The 14,088-nt window shown below is 41.6% G+C and carries 15 protein-coding genes; 3 read left to right on the plus strand and 12 right to left on the minus strand.

Annotation, left to right across the window (positions count from 1 at the left end; all coding sequences use genetic code 11):
- The first annotated feature begins 194 nt into the window (after positions 1-194).
- A complete protein-coding gene (locus tag ABIC84_RS07210) occupies positions 195-1,535 on the plus strand; it encodes a polysaccharide deacetylase family protein (protein ID WP_429263138.1) in 1,341 nt (446 codons plus the stop codon).
- A 241-nt stretch (positions 1,536-1,776) separates the two neighbouring features.
- On the opposite strand, the gene hmpA is transcribed toward ABIC84_RS07210, so the two are convergent.
- The 7 genes from hmpA to ABIC84_RS07245 form a co-directional block, all read right to left on the minus strand.
- Positions 1,777-2,991 (minus strand): NO-inducible flavohemoprotein, encoded by a 1,215-nt coding sequence (gene hmpA, locus ABIC84_RS07215; protein ID WP_429263139.1) that lies wholly within the window; start codon positions 2,989-2,991, stop codon positions 1,777-1,779.
- 41 nt (positions 2,992-3,032) lie between these two features.
- Positions 3,033-3,419 (minus strand): group III truncated hemoglobin, encoded by a 387-nt coding sequence (locus ABIC84_RS07220; protein ID WP_426580809.1) that lies wholly within the window; start codon positions 3,417-3,419, stop codon positions 3,033-3,035.
- 475 nt (positions 3,420-3,894) lie between these two features.
- Entirely contained in the window at positions 3,895-4,332 is a 438-nt protein-coding gene (locus ABIC84_RS07225; protein ID WP_091163129.1) for an RrF2 family transcriptional regulator, read from the minus strand.
- A gap of 86 nt (positions 4,333-4,418) precedes the next feature.
- A complete protein-coding gene (locus ABIC84_RS07230; protein ID WP_426580812.1) occupies positions 4,419-5,537 on the minus strand; it encodes a PAS domain-containing sensor histidine kinase in 1,119 nt (372 codons plus the stop codon).
- 22 nt (positions 5,538-5,559) lie between these two features.
- Positions 5,560-5,892 carry a hypothetical protein gene (locus ABIC84_RS07235; protein ID WP_429263140.1) on the minus strand — a complete coding sequence of 111 codons (333 nt, stop codon included), beginning with the start codon at positions 5,890-5,892 and terminating at the stop codon, positions 5,560-5,562.
- 11 nt (positions 5,893-5,903) lie between these two features.
- Complete coding sequence (locus tag ABIC84_RS07240; RefSeq protein WP_426580816.1) at positions 5,904-6,311, minus strand: hypothetical protein; 408 nt, start codon at positions 6,309-6,311, stop codon at positions 5,904-5,906.
- Between the two features lie 163 nt (positions 6,312-6,474).
- The gene (locus tag ABIC84_RS07245) at positions 6,475-7,440 is read right to left on the minus strand and encodes a sensor histidine kinase (RefSeq protein WP_429263141.1); all 966 of its coding nucleotides are present in this window, start codon (positions 7,438-7,440) and stop codon (positions 6,475-6,477) included.
- A 561-nt stretch (positions 7,441-8,001) separates the two neighbouring features.
- Here ABIC84_RS07245 and ABIC84_RS07250 point away from each other — a divergent pair.
- Positions 8,002-8,871 (plus strand): AraC family transcriptional regulator, encoded by an 870-nt coding sequence (locus ABIC84_RS07250; RefSeq protein WP_429263142.1) that lies wholly within the window; start codon positions 8,002-8,004, stop codon positions 8,869-8,871.
- 36 nt (positions 8,872-8,907) lie between these two features.
- Here ABIC84_RS07250 and ABIC84_RS07255 read toward each other — a convergent pair whose 3' ends face one another.
- Entirely contained in the window at positions 8,908-9,348 is a 441-nt protein-coding gene (locus ABIC84_RS07255; RefSeq protein WP_426580822.1) for a DoxX family protein, read from the minus strand.
- 167 nt (positions 9,349-9,515) lie between these two features.
- Between ABIC84_RS07255 and ABIC84_RS07260 the strand changes: the two genes are divergently transcribed.
- On the plus strand, positions 9,516-10,106 hold the full coding sequence (locus ABIC84_RS07260) for an HD domain-containing protein (protein WP_429263143.1): 591 nt from the start codon (positions 9,516-9,518) through the stop codon (positions 10,104-10,106).
- On the opposite strand, the gene ABIC84_RS07265 is transcribed toward ABIC84_RS07260, so the two are convergent.
- From ABIC84_RS07265 to ABIC84_RS07280, 4 genes are all read right to left on the minus strand, one after another.
- Positions 10,103-10,684, minus strand: coding sequence for a Crp/Fnr family transcriptional regulator (locus ABIC84_RS07265; RefSeq protein ID WP_429263144.1), 582 nt, complete (start codon positions 10,682-10,684; stop codon positions 10,103-10,105). The genes ABIC84_RS07260 and ABIC84_RS07265 overlap by 4 nt on opposite strands.
- A gap of 67 nt (positions 10,685-10,751) precedes the next feature.
- Positions 10,752-11,609 (minus strand): SDR family oxidoreductase, encoded by an 858-nt coding sequence (locus ABIC84_RS07270; protein ID WP_429263145.1) that lies wholly within the window; start codon positions 11,607-11,609, stop codon positions 10,752-10,754.
- A gap of 230 nt (positions 11,610-11,839) precedes the next feature.
- A complete protein-coding gene (locus ABIC84_RS07275; RefSeq protein WP_429263146.1) occupies positions 11,840-12,889 on the minus strand; it encodes a glycoside hydrolase family 43 protein in 1,050 nt (349 codons plus the stop codon).
- 108 nt (positions 12,890-12,997) lie between these two features.
- Positions 12,998-14,032: a LacI family DNA-binding transcriptional regulator gene (locus ABIC84_RS07280; RefSeq protein ID WP_429263147.1), complete on the minus strand. Its 1,035-nt coding sequence runs from the start codon at positions 14,030-14,032 to the stop codon at positions 12,998-13,000.
- Positions 14,033-14,088: the final 56 nt, after the last annotated feature.

The raw sequence follows: 14,088 nt of genomic DNA on the forward strand, positions 1-14,088 counted from the left end.
TGATGTTTAAACGACGTACCAAGATATAAAATATCCATAGGTTAAAATTTAACGTTTTTTAACGGTTGATCAATCACTCTACCTTTAAGATGCAATTACAAATCTTTTTCCATAAATAGTTTTCAGACCTCATATCCAGCCGATTGAAACAGCAATATTACTTTGTAAATTAATTTAAAAAGTTAATTTTAGTTATGCTTACCACCAATCATAAACCAATTAAAACCCTGCTGCTCACAGCATTTATTGCCTTGCAAGGCTTGCAAAGCAACGCCCAAACCAAACCGGGCACAACCGAAATAACCAAATGGCAATACGGCAAAACCGGGGCTGTTTCCCTTACTTACGATGACGGCTCGATGAACCAGTTCAGAAAAGCCCTGCCTGTGATGGAACGCCTGAAAATGCCGGCAACGTTTTTCATCATTACGGGATCTATACCGGGATCCAAATACCATGGCAAGTTTATTGGCCGACCGGTAAAGGAGATCATTAAAGAATCGGCAACAGTACCTACCAACGATCAGAACTTTTTTGAGCGGTGCTCTGCTGCCGGATATTTGGGATATATGGGTACCATCGCCTCGCATACGCAGGCCGGAAGCTTGTATGATAGCGGCAAAAAAGAAAAAGCTTTTAAGGTACTTGATGATATCTATGCCAAAGCCCGCAATGGCGAGTTGAAACCGGGTTACGAACCTAATGACGAGTTTAAACAATCCATCGGTTCAACCTGGGATGATTTCCGGAAGGATGCCGCCAAAGGTTACGAGTTTGCCAGTCATTCTATAACCCACCCCAGTATGCCCGGACTTGATGAGCCAAACCTGCTTTGGGAACTGGAAAAGAGTAAAGCCGATATCCTGGCCCAGCTTGGCTCTAAACATACCTTTTCGGCCGAGTGCCCCTACGGGTTTGAAAACGACCGGGTGATGAGCTACGCGCTTAAAATTTACCCGGCACTGCGTAATCGCATGCCCGAACCATGGTTAAAGGAAATTGATCGCGCCAGCAAACAAACGCCCGGTTCAACAGATAAAGATTATATTCAATGGCAACGCGGCGCTACCACCAAAACACCACTGCCTATGATGAAACTTTGGGTTGATACCACGCTTAACCATACCAATACCTGGCTGGTGCTGGTTTTCCATGGGATTGATGGTATGGGTTACGAAGCCCTTCCCAGCACCCTGCTCGACGAGTATTTTCAATACATCAAAAGTAAAAACAATAAGCTTTGGATAGCCTCTTTTGGCGATGTAACCCGTTATATACGCGAGCGTGAACATGGCAAAGCCGATGCTTCAATTGTACGGAACACTATCCAAATTAAGGTAACTCACAACCTTGATAGCAAAATGTATTATTTGCCTGTAACTCTCAAAACCTATGTATCATCCAACTGGACAAGCGTAATGGTTACCCAGGGCAAAAAAAGCAAAAAGATCAATACTGCTATAGATGACCAAGGCACTTACGTGTTATACCAGGCTCAGCCAAATGAAGCGGTAGTAACGTTAAAGAAAGGATAATGATATTGGATAGTTAGTTCGTGCTGAAATAGTCAATGTATAAGACAATTTTATTTCAGCACGAATAACCACAACATTTAGAGGCTGTTAAAAAAACAATAGTTTTTGAATGTAGAGAGGCATAATATGCGTCTCCCGCTTGCAATTTACGATGCCTGATAAGCTTTTGAAATTGCTTGTCCTCCTCGAGACGCAATTATGCGTCTCTACAAAATATTTCCTTTTATTTTTAAACAGTGTTTTAATTCAGCTGTAAAGTTTGCGGCCCAAACTCTTCAAAATGGATCAACTGTTTATCGATCCCTTTTTTAACCAGTTCGCGGTAATGCAGTTCAATAAAGCCCGCCGGGCCGCAAATGTAATATTCAGTATTTGGCTCAAATATCTCATCACCCAGTTGGTTCAGGTCAACCCAACCTTCGTAAAAATTATCAGGTGTTCCTTCCTCAATCTCGTTATAAAAAATGTGCTTTTTAACGTCTTCATTTTTACCTTCCCAATGTTCAATAACTTCTTTAAAGGCATGCACATTTTTATCACGGCAGCCGTGAACCCATGTTTTTGGTCGTTTACTGCCGCTTTTAATCAAGCTTTCCATCATGCTCATTAATGGTGTTTGGCCAACGCCGCCGCTAATGAAAACTATTGGGTGGTCACCATCACCATTTAGTACAAAGCCACCTGCCGGTGCCGATACCTCGATGATATCACCTTCATTAACAAAATTATGCAGGCGATTGCTGATCATGCCATCGGCAAGCAATTCAGTTCCGGCTTCGCGTTTTACTGAGATACGGTAATATTCGCCGTTAGGTGCACTTGAGATGCTGTACTGACGGGGCTGCAAAAGGTTAAGCTCAGGCAAAAACAAACGAACGCTTAAAAACTGCCCGGGCGTAAAATCAGGTACCGCACCACCGTTCGCGGGATAAAGGTAAAAGGAAATGATCTCTGCCGATTCTTTTACTTTCTGTTTTACCACAAAGGGTCGCCAGCCGGTCCAGCCACCTTTTTTTGCCACTTGTTTACTATAAAGGTTTTGCTCATGGCCAGTCATAATAGCGGCCAGCTGATTGTAAGCGACGGTCCAGGCTTCCAGCAGTTCGGGTGTAGCGGCATCGCCTAATACTTCGCTAATTGACGTAATCAGGTGACCGCCAACAATAGCATAATGCTCAGGCCTAATATCAAGACTTGTATGTTTTTGACCAATGCCATCAAGTACGGGCATTAACACGCCCGGATTTTCTATATGCTCGGCATAAGCCAGTACAGCCATGGCAAGGGCCGTTTGTTGTTTACTGTTTTGCTGGTTACCCATGTTAAACACATTTTTTAGCTCGGGGTTATGAGTAAACATCCGGTTGTAAAAATGAGTTGTTAACAGTACTCCATGCTCCTTCAATACAGGCACCGTGGCCTTAATCAACTCTTTTTGTTCTTTAGTGATCATCATTTTAACAGTATTATTTATAATTAATTATGCGGCTGCAGGGATTACACAATAGTCCTGCCCGTCCTACCTTTCATATTAGCCAGCTTACTCTGAAACATTACCGCCATCAAGCCTGCCCTGTTCTTGGCATCATCAGCCATTGGCCCGGCAAAGTGCGTATCAACCGTTTGGGTAAACAGCTCCAGCCAACGGTTGAAATGCTCATCATTAATAGGCAACGGCGCATGTTTGGCAAAGGGATTGCCTCTGAAACCAGCAACGCCAAACAATGCAGCATTCCAGAAAGCGTACATTTTATCAAGGTGCGGCTGCCAGTCGTCTTTTATAACTTCGGCAAAAACAGGCCCCAATAAACCATCGAGGCGCACCCTGGTGTAAAATTCATCAACCAGTATTTTAATTGATGTTAGGTCTTCTATATCGTTCATTACTTTATTTTATTACCGGTATGTATCCTGCTATTCAGGAACAGGATAGTCCGGCTGTCTTAACATAAATAACAATCATGTTGAACTTGTTTCAAAAACACACTTGCTAAACAATCATGCCAGGTTAACCACCTGCTTAATTTTAAAAGCCGTCCGATCTTCAAATCGTTACAGCAAAAAATTCAAAATCGACATCCCAATCCAAATTACCCGGACGTTATCTCCGGCCGGGCTATCCGCTCATACTGCACAGGGCATTAACCACCTGGCCGGTATCCTCCCATCCCCTAACGCGATCGCCTTAGCCTGCCCACTTTTTGCAGGTGTGTCTTGAGCTCACTCACATACTAAATTCGACTCTTATATAATATATTAATACCTTTTTATCCTTTAATTAACTACTTCAACATCCTCTTTTATTTAATTCATTAAAATTGGAATGCTTTGACCGCGCCTTGCTCTTCGTGTGGGCGATTTATTTTTTCAGTACTACAATTCCCAGGTTCAGATCTTCATTGAACTGGCTTATGGTAATAGATTCAAGCATGTTTTGCAGACGGTTCCTCACGTCCAAAAAATCATGATGCAAGGGGCAGGGATTTTTTGACGAACATTCCTTTAACCCTAAACCACAATCCCTGAATATGCCGCCGCCATCAACCGCTTCTATCACGTCGGATAACGGGCGGGCCAGGCTTTGTGCATCAAGATAAAAACCTCCGTTGGGCCCTTTTACCGATTGAATGATACCTCTTCTACTTAAATCCTGAAGTATTTTAGCCAGGAAATGCTCGGGCGAATCAATGTTTACGGCTATTTCCTTTATGCCAACCCTACTACCGTCGGCGGTGCGCTGGGCTATAAAAAATACCGCCCTTACCGCATACTCGCATGTTTTTGAAAATATTCCCATTGCTTTATATAGCAAAAGTAATTATTTAAATCAACAATAAAAGATATAAATATCTTTTATTGTTTCGTTTACTTAAACCTGACAGTCTATGCCATTAGTTTTATTGCTTCCGGACCGACGGTGTTAAATTTATTTTGCTGGTTAAGCGGCAAGCTAAAAGAAAATACAGCACCTCCATCCTTTCCGTTTTCGGCTTTTACTGTACCGCCATGTTTTTGGATAATGCTTTTCACAATATATAAACCCAGTCCTTTGCTGTTTTTTTGCCGCACTGATTTTTGATTGCACTGGTAAAACTTCTGGAACAGCGCCTGGCTGTTTTCCTCATTAATCCCTACGCCCTCGTCATGCACCGATACTTCAACATCATTTTCGGTACAGTCTATATTAATGTTAATGTGTGAGCATGGCGGCGAAAATTTGGCAGCGTTAGTTAAATAATTGATCAGCACCTGGATGATCTTGTATTTATCTCCCCTAACCAAAATGCTATCGGCAGTGGGATATTTACAAAAGCGGTGGCCGGGATAAAGGATCCTCATTTCACCAAGTACTGTATCAACAAGGTCGTTAATATCAAACAGGCTGTAATTGAGCTGTGCTGATCTGTCCTCGCCGGTTGATGGTGATAAATATTCATCAATCAGTTTGGTCATCCCGTTAATATGCTGATCAACCATGTTCAGCAACCTCACCGGTTGTTTATTGATGCTGAGTGCAAGATGGTTAATTAAAAACTGGGTATTGAGCTTTATAATAGTTAACGGCGCACGCAGTTCATGATTTACAATAGCCATGCTCAGGCAGTCCTCGTTAACTTTCTGGGTAACATCTTCAATGGTACCAATCATTTGTTCGGCAGTGCCCCATCTGCGTGAGTATAAAACACCGGTAAGCCGGATCCATTTTTCGGTACCGGATGGGGTTACAATTTGCACCTGTTTTTCAAATTTGGTACCATTAAAGGAAGCAACCTTAAACTCATGAATAAGCCCGCTCAACTGCCCGGGTTTAACCAGCCCAAAAAGTGCTTCGATATTTTCATCATACCCCTTTGATAGCTCAAGCATCTTGCGCATCCGCGGGCAAAAGGATACCTTATTTGAGCTGAGCTGAATTTTCCAATTACCTATGTATGCCACTCCGATGGTGTGTTCAGGCATTAGCCCCGCCCGGCTTTCTATATTTCTGATTTCCCTGTTCATTTGGATATGTTTTTCTTAAATTTTATTTTGTTACTGATAGATTTAACCTGATCACATTATTAAATTTTGACCATAAGCGTAATGACATCCCTTTAATATATGCCCTGTAATCACTCATCAATATGCCCTTTATGTCGTGGTTCATTAACCGGATGGCATACACCAAACTACAATCATTATTTTTTCCCGATGATTTGCAGTGATAGGTTTCCAGGATATCAAAATCATCGGGCGAGATCAGCTCGTTGTATTGTAAGCACCTGATATATTCATTCTCAATTACAAAATCGTGATTAAAGCCCCGCTCCTGCAGATCAATAATGAGGTTAATCAATTGTTCATCATAGTGATGCATATTGTCATTCATTAAATAGGTGATGCCATCAATTCATTTTCAATAGTGTTTGCATTGGCCTTATAAAGCCATAAACGGCCTTGCAAAGCCATGTAAAAAAGCAGGAGCAATGCCTGTATTGCAATAAGCGGCACAGGTACGCTTATTGCCAAGCCGGTGACGCTGCCCGATAGCTGTAAAAACATATCGGCCGATATAAAACCTATGCTTATTTGCTTAAGCATAGGTTTGTCCGGCATAAGCATAATAACCAGCAAAGCAAATTTCAATGAACATATACTGTAAAGCACGATTATGAAAAACCTGGCGGGCACCAGCGGTTCCATCAAACCTGTGCTAAGCTTAATAAATAAACCTGCTGCTATAAACATCAACACACTTGTGAAGAAGGCTACCGCCAAACAAACAAACTTTTTCATAGCGTAAGGGCTTTACACATTTATCGTACAATTAATTAATGCTTAATTATTAACTGTTATTTAACAATGTAAAGTTCGGGCCGGAGATACCCGAAATCAATGTACTAATTATGGTTTCAGTAGTACAAATTACATATGGCCCATGATAAATGGGCCTTTAATACTATATAGGATAATATTCATTTTCGATATTCCCGAAATTCTTTTCGGCACGGAAAACCAGCGTTATTGCCACGCCTTCGTTATTTTCCATTTTAAAATTCCCGCCAAGTTGTTTGCTTAGGGCCTTCATCATTTCCATACCTAATGACGAAGCGTCTTTAATATCAAAACCCTGCGGCAGGCCGATGCCATTATCGGCAATACTCAACATGATATTATTATCATCAAGTGTACCAAGCGAGATGTTTATATAGCCACGCCTGTATGGAAAAGCATACTTAATAGCATTGGTAATAGCTTCATTGAGCATAAGGCCAACAGGTACGGCCTGGGCAACGTCTATTTTAACACGTTCAATTTGCTGTTCAAACCTGATTCCCCGTTCATGAGCGTCATAACAATCGGCAAGATAATTAACCAGTTCGCTGATGTAAACAGCAATATCAATAAAGGCCAGGTTTGAGCTGCTGTATAATTTCTGATGGATGAGAGCTATAGCCTGTACCCGATTCTGGCTTTCACGGATGGCGGCAAGCGCTGCGTTATTTTTTAAAAATGCCGATTGGGTGTTAAGCAGGCTCATAACTATTTGCAGGTTATTTTTTACCCGGTGATGCACCTCTTTCAACAGCCAGTCCTTTTCATCAAGCAGGCGGTTTTTATCCGCGGTTAAATGCTGCAGCATTTGATTTTGCTCGCTGATCTCCTTCTCCTTTAGCTGCAACCGTTTACCGTTTATTTGCTTTTGCCAATAACCAACATAAGCACCCCCCAAAACGAAAAGCAACGCCACAATGCCGACAATTATAAGATCCCATCTAATAAAAAACGAACTACTTTTTGCCCACAATACACCCTGAGAGATATGATCGTAACACTGCGCCGGCGAATTTGTGGATATCAAAAGCAAAAAGCCTGCTAATGTCAGCTTGCAATAAAACCGGGATAAGCTTATATTGATATTCACTTGGTATTATTTTTATTACTGGCCTAAACCAAAAATCCTGTTCACAATGCATGCCTACACAAAAATAAACATGTCGTCAAATTCAACTTATAAAAATAATATGCTGGCCATACCTTATCAATGTATTAAATATGGATTTTGATGTATAAGTTATGTATTGTATTACCACCTTATAACAAAAGCAAATATTAATCTATATGATTAATAATCAAATACTAAGCATCAAACTCTCCAGTTTCAAGCTCTTTTATTCGTGAATGTAGGATGACTGAGGCAGAACCAAAATATCGGTATCTCTTCTCCCTGAATAGTAGATGTTTTTTCAATAGCTACATTTAGCTCAAACATATCGGCGCGGCCCTTTTGCCGGTGATAGTACACGGCTTAGGCGGTTAAGGATATATAAGGACGATATTTCGCTTTCCAATCAGGAATATAATGATATTTCGTTAAGAAGCGGCATTCAAAAAAATAACAAGTAGCTGATTATCAATAAAATAAAAACAACGGCACGAAATTGGAGTAGCGGTACATGTACTATAAGCTTTAAACTAAGTAACCATGAAACAAGCCAACGATTTTGCAGCGCTAAACTTTGACAAAGCATCCTGCTGCTTTCCTTTTAGGATCCATACCATTGAGTGGATCAAAGAAAACGGCATCGACCTTCCTAACGATTATTTTATGCTGATTTGGATAACAGCCGGCAACGGTTACTACAGGCTTAATTTGCAAAAAGAAGCTGTTACCACCAATCAGTTACTATTGATTAAGCCTGGCCAGCTGCATAATCTTAAATTTAGCAGCAGTTTACAGGGGTATGTCATATCGTTCACCGATTCGTTTTTAGATATAGAAGATTATGGCAGGGAGCCTGTATACAGCCCCATTTATCAAATGTTTAACCAAACGCAGATCCTCACCATAAGCAGTGAACTGGCCAAGGACATGATTGATATCAGCGAAATAATGCTTAAAGAATACAGCAGGCATAACCTTTACCGATCCGAGATATTGAAGCGCTATTTCAAGATTTTCCTAATTTATCTTTCACGCCAGCTGGATTCGGAGCAGGTGCCAAAACAGTCGCGAAATAATGCCATCCTGCAAAACTTCATGACCTTGCTTGATAAAAACTTCAGAGAGAATAAAATGGTTGCCGACTATGCCAGCAGGTTAGCGGTGACCCCCAACTACCTCAACGAGGTTGTAAAAAAGCTAACAGGCCAGCCGGCCGGTCATCACATCAGGCAAAGGGTTGCCGCCGAGGCAAAACGGCAGGCCATACATCCTGATAGCTGCATGAAAAAAATTGCATATGACCTGGGCTTTTGTGACCTGGCCCATTTCAGTAAATTTTTTAAAAACACTACCGGTATCAGCTTCTCTGATTTTAAGAAAAAGGGCACAATATTACAACCTGTTTTTTAACAGCATATCACAAGCTTATTTTTTTAAAGTTTCGAATTACATTTCGTCGTATTTGAAATCAATACTCCAGCGGTAGGTAGATATACCTGCCAGCATTAAGCTGGCTGCGCTATCGGCCCAAACCGAATAGCTGAAGGGAGCCTTAACCCCTAAAAACAAAGTCATGCACAGGGCAAATGTAAATGTAAGGGCAAAACTTGCATATGCAGCTGCCCTGATCTTAAGACCCACAATAAACATAATAGCTATACAAACCTCACAAACTGTTGCTAAAAAGCCCATTACCCCGGCCATTGAGCGGCTCAGAAAAGGCATTAGCGTGTTGGTATAAACTACAAAATTATCCCAACTGCCCCAGCTTACAGAACGTTGCCCTGCTGGTCCCAGGAAACCTAAACGATCTGCCACGGGTAGCAGGAAGCCTATCCCTAATGCAAAGCGGAAATAAAGCTGTGCTATTTGAAGTGTGTTTTTCATCTATCAACATTTATGCATCTAAAATACAGGTTTAAAATCCCGCTTAAAAACGCAAAATCCATGTTTACACAAATAAGATAAAAGTGTCATCTTTTTGTTCAGAGTTTGGCGGGTTAATATTTATCCAGAATTCCTACAGAATATGAGGGTAGTATCGCAACTATCTTATGCCTGCAATAAGTATAGTAAAAAGGGCTGCTGCCTATGTCACGTCGCTGATGGAAGAAAACCTACCATCAACCATGTACTTTCATAACCTTAAACATACATTGGGCGTTGTTAAGGCAGCAACAGAAATTGCAGCACACTGCAAATTAAAAAAGCAGGAACTAACCATTTTAACAATAGCTGCCTGGTTTCATGATACAGGCTACCTCTATCATTATAACGGCCATGAAGACACCAGCATGATCATTGCCGGTACTTTTTTAATGCAGTACCACTATAATAATGATTTTATACAACAGGTATGGGATTGTATTGAAGCTACAAAAGTACCGCAATCGCCCCAAAACCTTATCCAGCAAATTATTTGCGATGCCGATATGCACCACCTGGCATCTGTAAACTACCTGGATTTTGCCCATGATTTAAAACAGGAATGGGAAGTACATTTAGATAAGCAGTATAGCGACAAAGAATGGCATACCCTTAATTTAAGCCTGTTACAACAGCACCAATATTTTACAGAATACGGTAAAACGGTATTGCAAGCCATGAAAAAGAAAAACATTGAACTGATGAAGTTTCAGGGTTAATGTTTCTTTACAGTTTCTTTTCGTACACGGCTTAAGGTTTCGGGTGTTATGCCTAAGTAAGATGCAATCATCGCTTGTGGCACCCTTAGCGACAGATCGGGATATTTCTGCACAAAATCAAGATATTTTTGCTCGGCAGTAAAAGCAATGGCCGAGTGAATGCGGTTTTGACTGGTGATGAAACTTTTGTTCAGAATGGCATTAACCATATCGTTAAAAGCCGGTATATCACGGCAAAGCCTGTCGAAGTTTGTTTTGGTAATCAGTATCAGTTCTGTATCCTCAATAGCATCAATATTATTTTTAGAAGGCTCGCTGGTAAGCAGGCTGGCCCGGTCGCCGGTCCACCAGTTTTCTTTGGCAAAGCTCACAATGTTTTCGCGGCCATTTTCATCAACGCTGTAAAATCGAACCAAGCCTTTGGTTATAAAAGCGTTATACTTCCAAACATCGCCTTCCTGCAATAAATACTGCTTTTTACGGAGTTTTTTAAAAATACAAACTGCTTCAATTTTAGCATAGTCAGCTTCGGTGAGTGTTGCTTTCTGGCCAATGTACTCTTTAAATTGCTCAAACATATAAAAGCAAATATCTCCTTTATCCGGGGATATTTGCTTTTGTTCGGGTCATATTTTTATAATTAGGTTATGCGGTGTATTTGCTTAACCATTTTGTTTTGATAGCGGCGCGGGCATCAATAAATTCCTGGTCGGTACCCTGCGCTACGGCATCAAGTGGATAACGCAACGGGCGGGTACCCCTTTCCATTTCAACCAGCCTCAAGATACCATCGGCAATAGTTTGCGGGTCCATATTAAACTCAGCCATTTTGCTAAAAAGCGCGGTGCCCATAGCATTAAATTGCTGTGCTGAGGCCTCGCCGTATTCGGCCACAACTTCCGGTTTATCGGCATGGATACCTGTTTTGCTGCCATTGTTCATTTCGGTTGGATATACGCCCGGCTGAATACTAACGCTTTCGATGTTGAACTGCGCAAGCTCATCCTTTAAACCTTCGGTAATGCTTTCTACCCCAAATTTTGATGCAAGATAAGGAATCATGAACGGCAGGGTATGACCACTTGCACCCGATGTAATGTTGATGATAAGGCCATTTTTAGCTTTACGCATCCCCGGCAAAACCGCAAAGATGGTGCGCAGAGTTCCATAAAAATTCACTTCAAACATCTGCCTGATCTGATCGAGTGAGTAAGCTTCCAGTACGCCAAAGCCTGAAACTGCGGCATTGTTCACCAACACATCAATATGGCCGTATTTGGTTAATGTATATTCAAAAGCTGCTTTAACTGAATTATCATCAGTAATATCCACCTCAACTACTTCAACATTTGGCAATGCTGAAAGCTCTTTGGCTACAGTTTCATTTTTGCCATTTATTCCGCGCATACCTGCTATTACGGTATGGCCTGCATTTGCAAGGGTTATAGTGGTTAATTTACCAAATCCTGTACTTGTTCCGGTTATAAAAATTGTTTTTGACATTTTGTATCGTTCTTTTGTTGATACAAATCTACCGCGATGCTATAACCTGTACATTGACATTTGATAAGAAGGAAATTGACATTTGTCAAGAAAATTGTGTGCTTATAACAAGAACGTCATTGCGAGGTACGAAGCAATCGCGAACTATACAGAACGACTCCGCCTATCGGGGATTGCTTCGTTCCTCGCAATGACGATTTTTTTTAACTGTGTCTTAAAGCAGTCTCCCTTTACTTAGTTCCAGACGGCACAGCCAAAGGCTGTCCATCTTTCATTGGCATACCAAAATTTGGCGAACCATCCTTATTCCAGGTAAATTTTTGCGCGCGAGGCGAACGTTTATTACCGCAGCCTTCGTTTGGGTTTGAGTTGGCATGGTACAGGATCCAGTCTTCCCTTCCATCTGGCGATTTAAAGAATGAGTTATGACCGGGCGCGTAAACGCTGTTTTCCGGCGATTGCTTAAATACCGGCTCCTCTGTTTTGATCCATGAGGCAGGGTTCAACAGATCACTATTTTTAGAAGCGGTAAGCATGCCCAATGCATAAAAGTCAGTCCAGCAGCCACTGGCCGAATAGATCAGGAATAACTTATCCTTATGTTTCAAAATTTCCGGTCCTTCATTCACACTTACATGTGCCGGGTTCCCAGCATCATGCAGATCGCCACTGGTTTCCCACTGATAAGCCGGGCTCGATATTTTCACGCGTTCGCTGCCGATGGTCAGGGCGTCTTTCATTTTAGCAATATAAATATTCTGCTGCCCATTATGGTCTCCCTCCCAGCCCGACCAGATCATATACCAACTACCGTTATTTTCAAATACCGAAGCATCAATAGCCCATTTATCGGTGCTATCGGCTATTTTTCCTTTAAACTCCCAGGTACCTTCCGTTGGATCGACCGAGCTATTTTCCAGTACATATATGCGGTGGTTATTGTTATCGCCATTATCCGCGGCAAAATATACATACCATTTGCCTTTTATAAAATGCAGTTCGGGCGCCCATAGGTCTTTAGAATAAGCTGTACCAGGCGGCGGCGCCCAAACAGCTTTCTTAGGTGCAGTACTCAGCTTAGTAATATCTTTTGTTTTCCAGATAACAATATTGCCCCCTGTTGAATTGGTATAATAGTAAAACCCATCTTTACAGATCACCCAGGGATCGGCGCCTGAAGGCAGCAACGGGTTGGTAAAAGTTTTATCGCCGGTATTTTGTGCAATTGCCGCGCTGTAAAATAAAAGCAGCAGCAAACAGGCAGTAAACATTTTTTTCATAGGGCTGAAAGGTTTTAGCGCGGTTTATAAAGCGATAAAAATCTGTAAAAGTTTTCACAAAAGCAACAAATGTTAAGCATACATTTATTGCTAAATCGGCGTTTAATATTACGCTTTTACCGGTTGAGAGGAGCTGCGGATAAAAACCCGGGTAGGCAATACGGTAGTTTCAAACTCTGTAACAGGCCGCTTGCTCTCGATAATGCTGATCAGCATTTCGGTTGCCTTTTTTCCCATTTCAAAACCGGGCTGATAAACAGCACTTAGCGGCGGGTTTAAAACTTCGGCCAGTTGGGTATTGGTGAAGCCGAGCAAAGCGATATCAGCAGGGATCCGGAAGCCTAATTTATGAAGAAGGGACAAGGTAGTAGTCGTGATCCTGTCGGAGGCTGTAAAGATGGCATCGGGTTTACTTTCAGAAAACAATTCACTTAGCGCGTTTTCGATCTCGGCAAGGTCTTTACCACCATGCGGGCAGTACTTGATCAGTTTTTCATCAGGTATTATACCATGTTGTTCAAGTGCGTCTTTGTATCCCCTCAAGCGTTCGGCTGTGATAGATACATTTACCGAACTGGTGATATGCGCTATTTTGCGATATCCCGCATCAATTAACTGGGTTGTAGCATCGTAGGCGCCGGCAAAATTATCGGCTACTACTTTATGCGTCTCAATTTCATCGCTTACCCTATCAAAGAAAACTATCGGTAATCCTTTTTTATGAAGCTCTTTAAGATGATCAATATTGTTGGTTTCGGTTGAGAGGGAGATCAGCAAACCATCAATGGAGCGAAAAGTCAGGTGACGTACATTTTGCATTTCAAGCTCATACGATTCATGGGTTTGTGTAATAAACACATTATATCCCTTACTGTGTGCTACTGATTCGATGCCATTGATCACCTGCGAAAAAAACTGGTTCTCAATAGTTGAAACCACAATGCCAATAGATTTGCTGTTACCCCGTTTAAGGCTTTGAGCGTTAAGATTGGGCTGATAGTTAAGCCTTTTAGCACACTCCAGTACAAGCGCCTTGGTTTTTTCGCCAATTTCATGGCTGTCTTTAAGCGCCTTGGAAACCGCTGACGGTGAGATCCCTAACTCTTTAGCAATATCCTTTATGGTAATTCCGCCAAAATTCATTTCGCCCCCTTGCTTATGATCCTAAAATTAACAATCCAATTATATAAAGGAGAGTA

Origin of the sequence: Mucilaginibacter sp. 3215 (genome assembly GCF_050433785.1) — a bacterium.
GTDB lineage: Bacteria > Bacteroidota > Bacteroidia > Sphingobacteriales > Sphingobacteriaceae > Mucilaginibacter.

Excerpts from the sequence above, each read along its gene's own strand:
- ABIC84_RS07250 (WP_429263142.1), top strand. The coding sequence starts at position 8,002 with ATGAAACAAGCCAACGATTTTGCAGCGCTAAACTTTGACAAAGCATCC.
- ABIC84_RS07280 (WP_429263147.1), bottom strand. The coding sequence starts at position 14,032 with ATGAATTTTGGCGGAATTACCATAAAGGATATTGCTAAAGAGTTAGGG.
- ABIC84_RS07255 (WP_426580822.1), bottom strand. The coding sequence starts at position 9,348 with ATGAAAAACACACTTCAAATAGCACAGCTTTATTTCCGCTTTGCATTA.
- ABIC84_RS07220 (WP_426580809.1), bottom strand. The coding sequence starts at position 3,419 with ATGAACGATATAGAAGACCTAACATCAATTAAAATACTGGTTGATGAA.
- ABIC84_RS07225 (WP_091163129.1), bottom strand. The coding sequence starts at position 4,332 with ATGGGAATATTTTCAAAAACATGCGAGTATGCGGTAAGGGCGGTATTT.
- hmpA (WP_429263139.1), bottom strand. The coding sequence starts at position 2,991 with ATGATGATCACTAAAGAACAAAAAGAGTTGATTAAGGCCACGGTGCCT.
- ABIC84_RS07270 (WP_429263145.1), bottom strand. The coding sequence starts at position 11,609 with ATGTCAAAAACAATTTTTATAACCGGAACAAGTACAGGATTTGGTAAA.
- ABIC84_RS07235 (WP_429263140.1), bottom strand. The coding sequence starts at position 5,892 with ATGCATCACTATGATGAACAATTGATTAACCTCATTATTGATCTGCAG.
- ABIC84_RS07275 (WP_429263146.1), bottom strand. The coding sequence starts at position 12,889 with ATGAAAAAAATGTTTACTGCCTGTTTGCTGCTGCTTTTATTTTACAGC.
- ABIC84_RS07260 (WP_429263143.1), top strand. The coding sequence starts at position 9,516 with ATGCCTGCAATAAGTATAGTAAAAAGGGCTGCTGCCTATGTCACGTCG.
- ABIC84_RS07210 (WP_429263138.1), top strand. The coding sequence starts at position 195 with ATGCTTACCACCAATCATAAACCAATTAAAACCCTGCTGCTCACAGCA.
- ABIC84_RS07265 (WP_429263144.1), bottom strand. The coding sequence starts at position 10,684 with ATGTTTGAGCAATTTAAAGAGTACATTGGCCAGAAAGCAACACTCACC.
- ABIC84_RS07240 (WP_426580816.1), bottom strand. The coding sequence starts at position 6,311 with ATGAAAAAGTTTGTTTGTTTGGCGGTAGCCTTCTTCACAAGTGTGTTG.
- ABIC84_RS07230 (WP_426580812.1), bottom strand. The coding sequence starts at position 5,537 with ATGAACAGGGAAATCAGAAATATAGAAAGCCGGGCGGGGCTAATGCCT.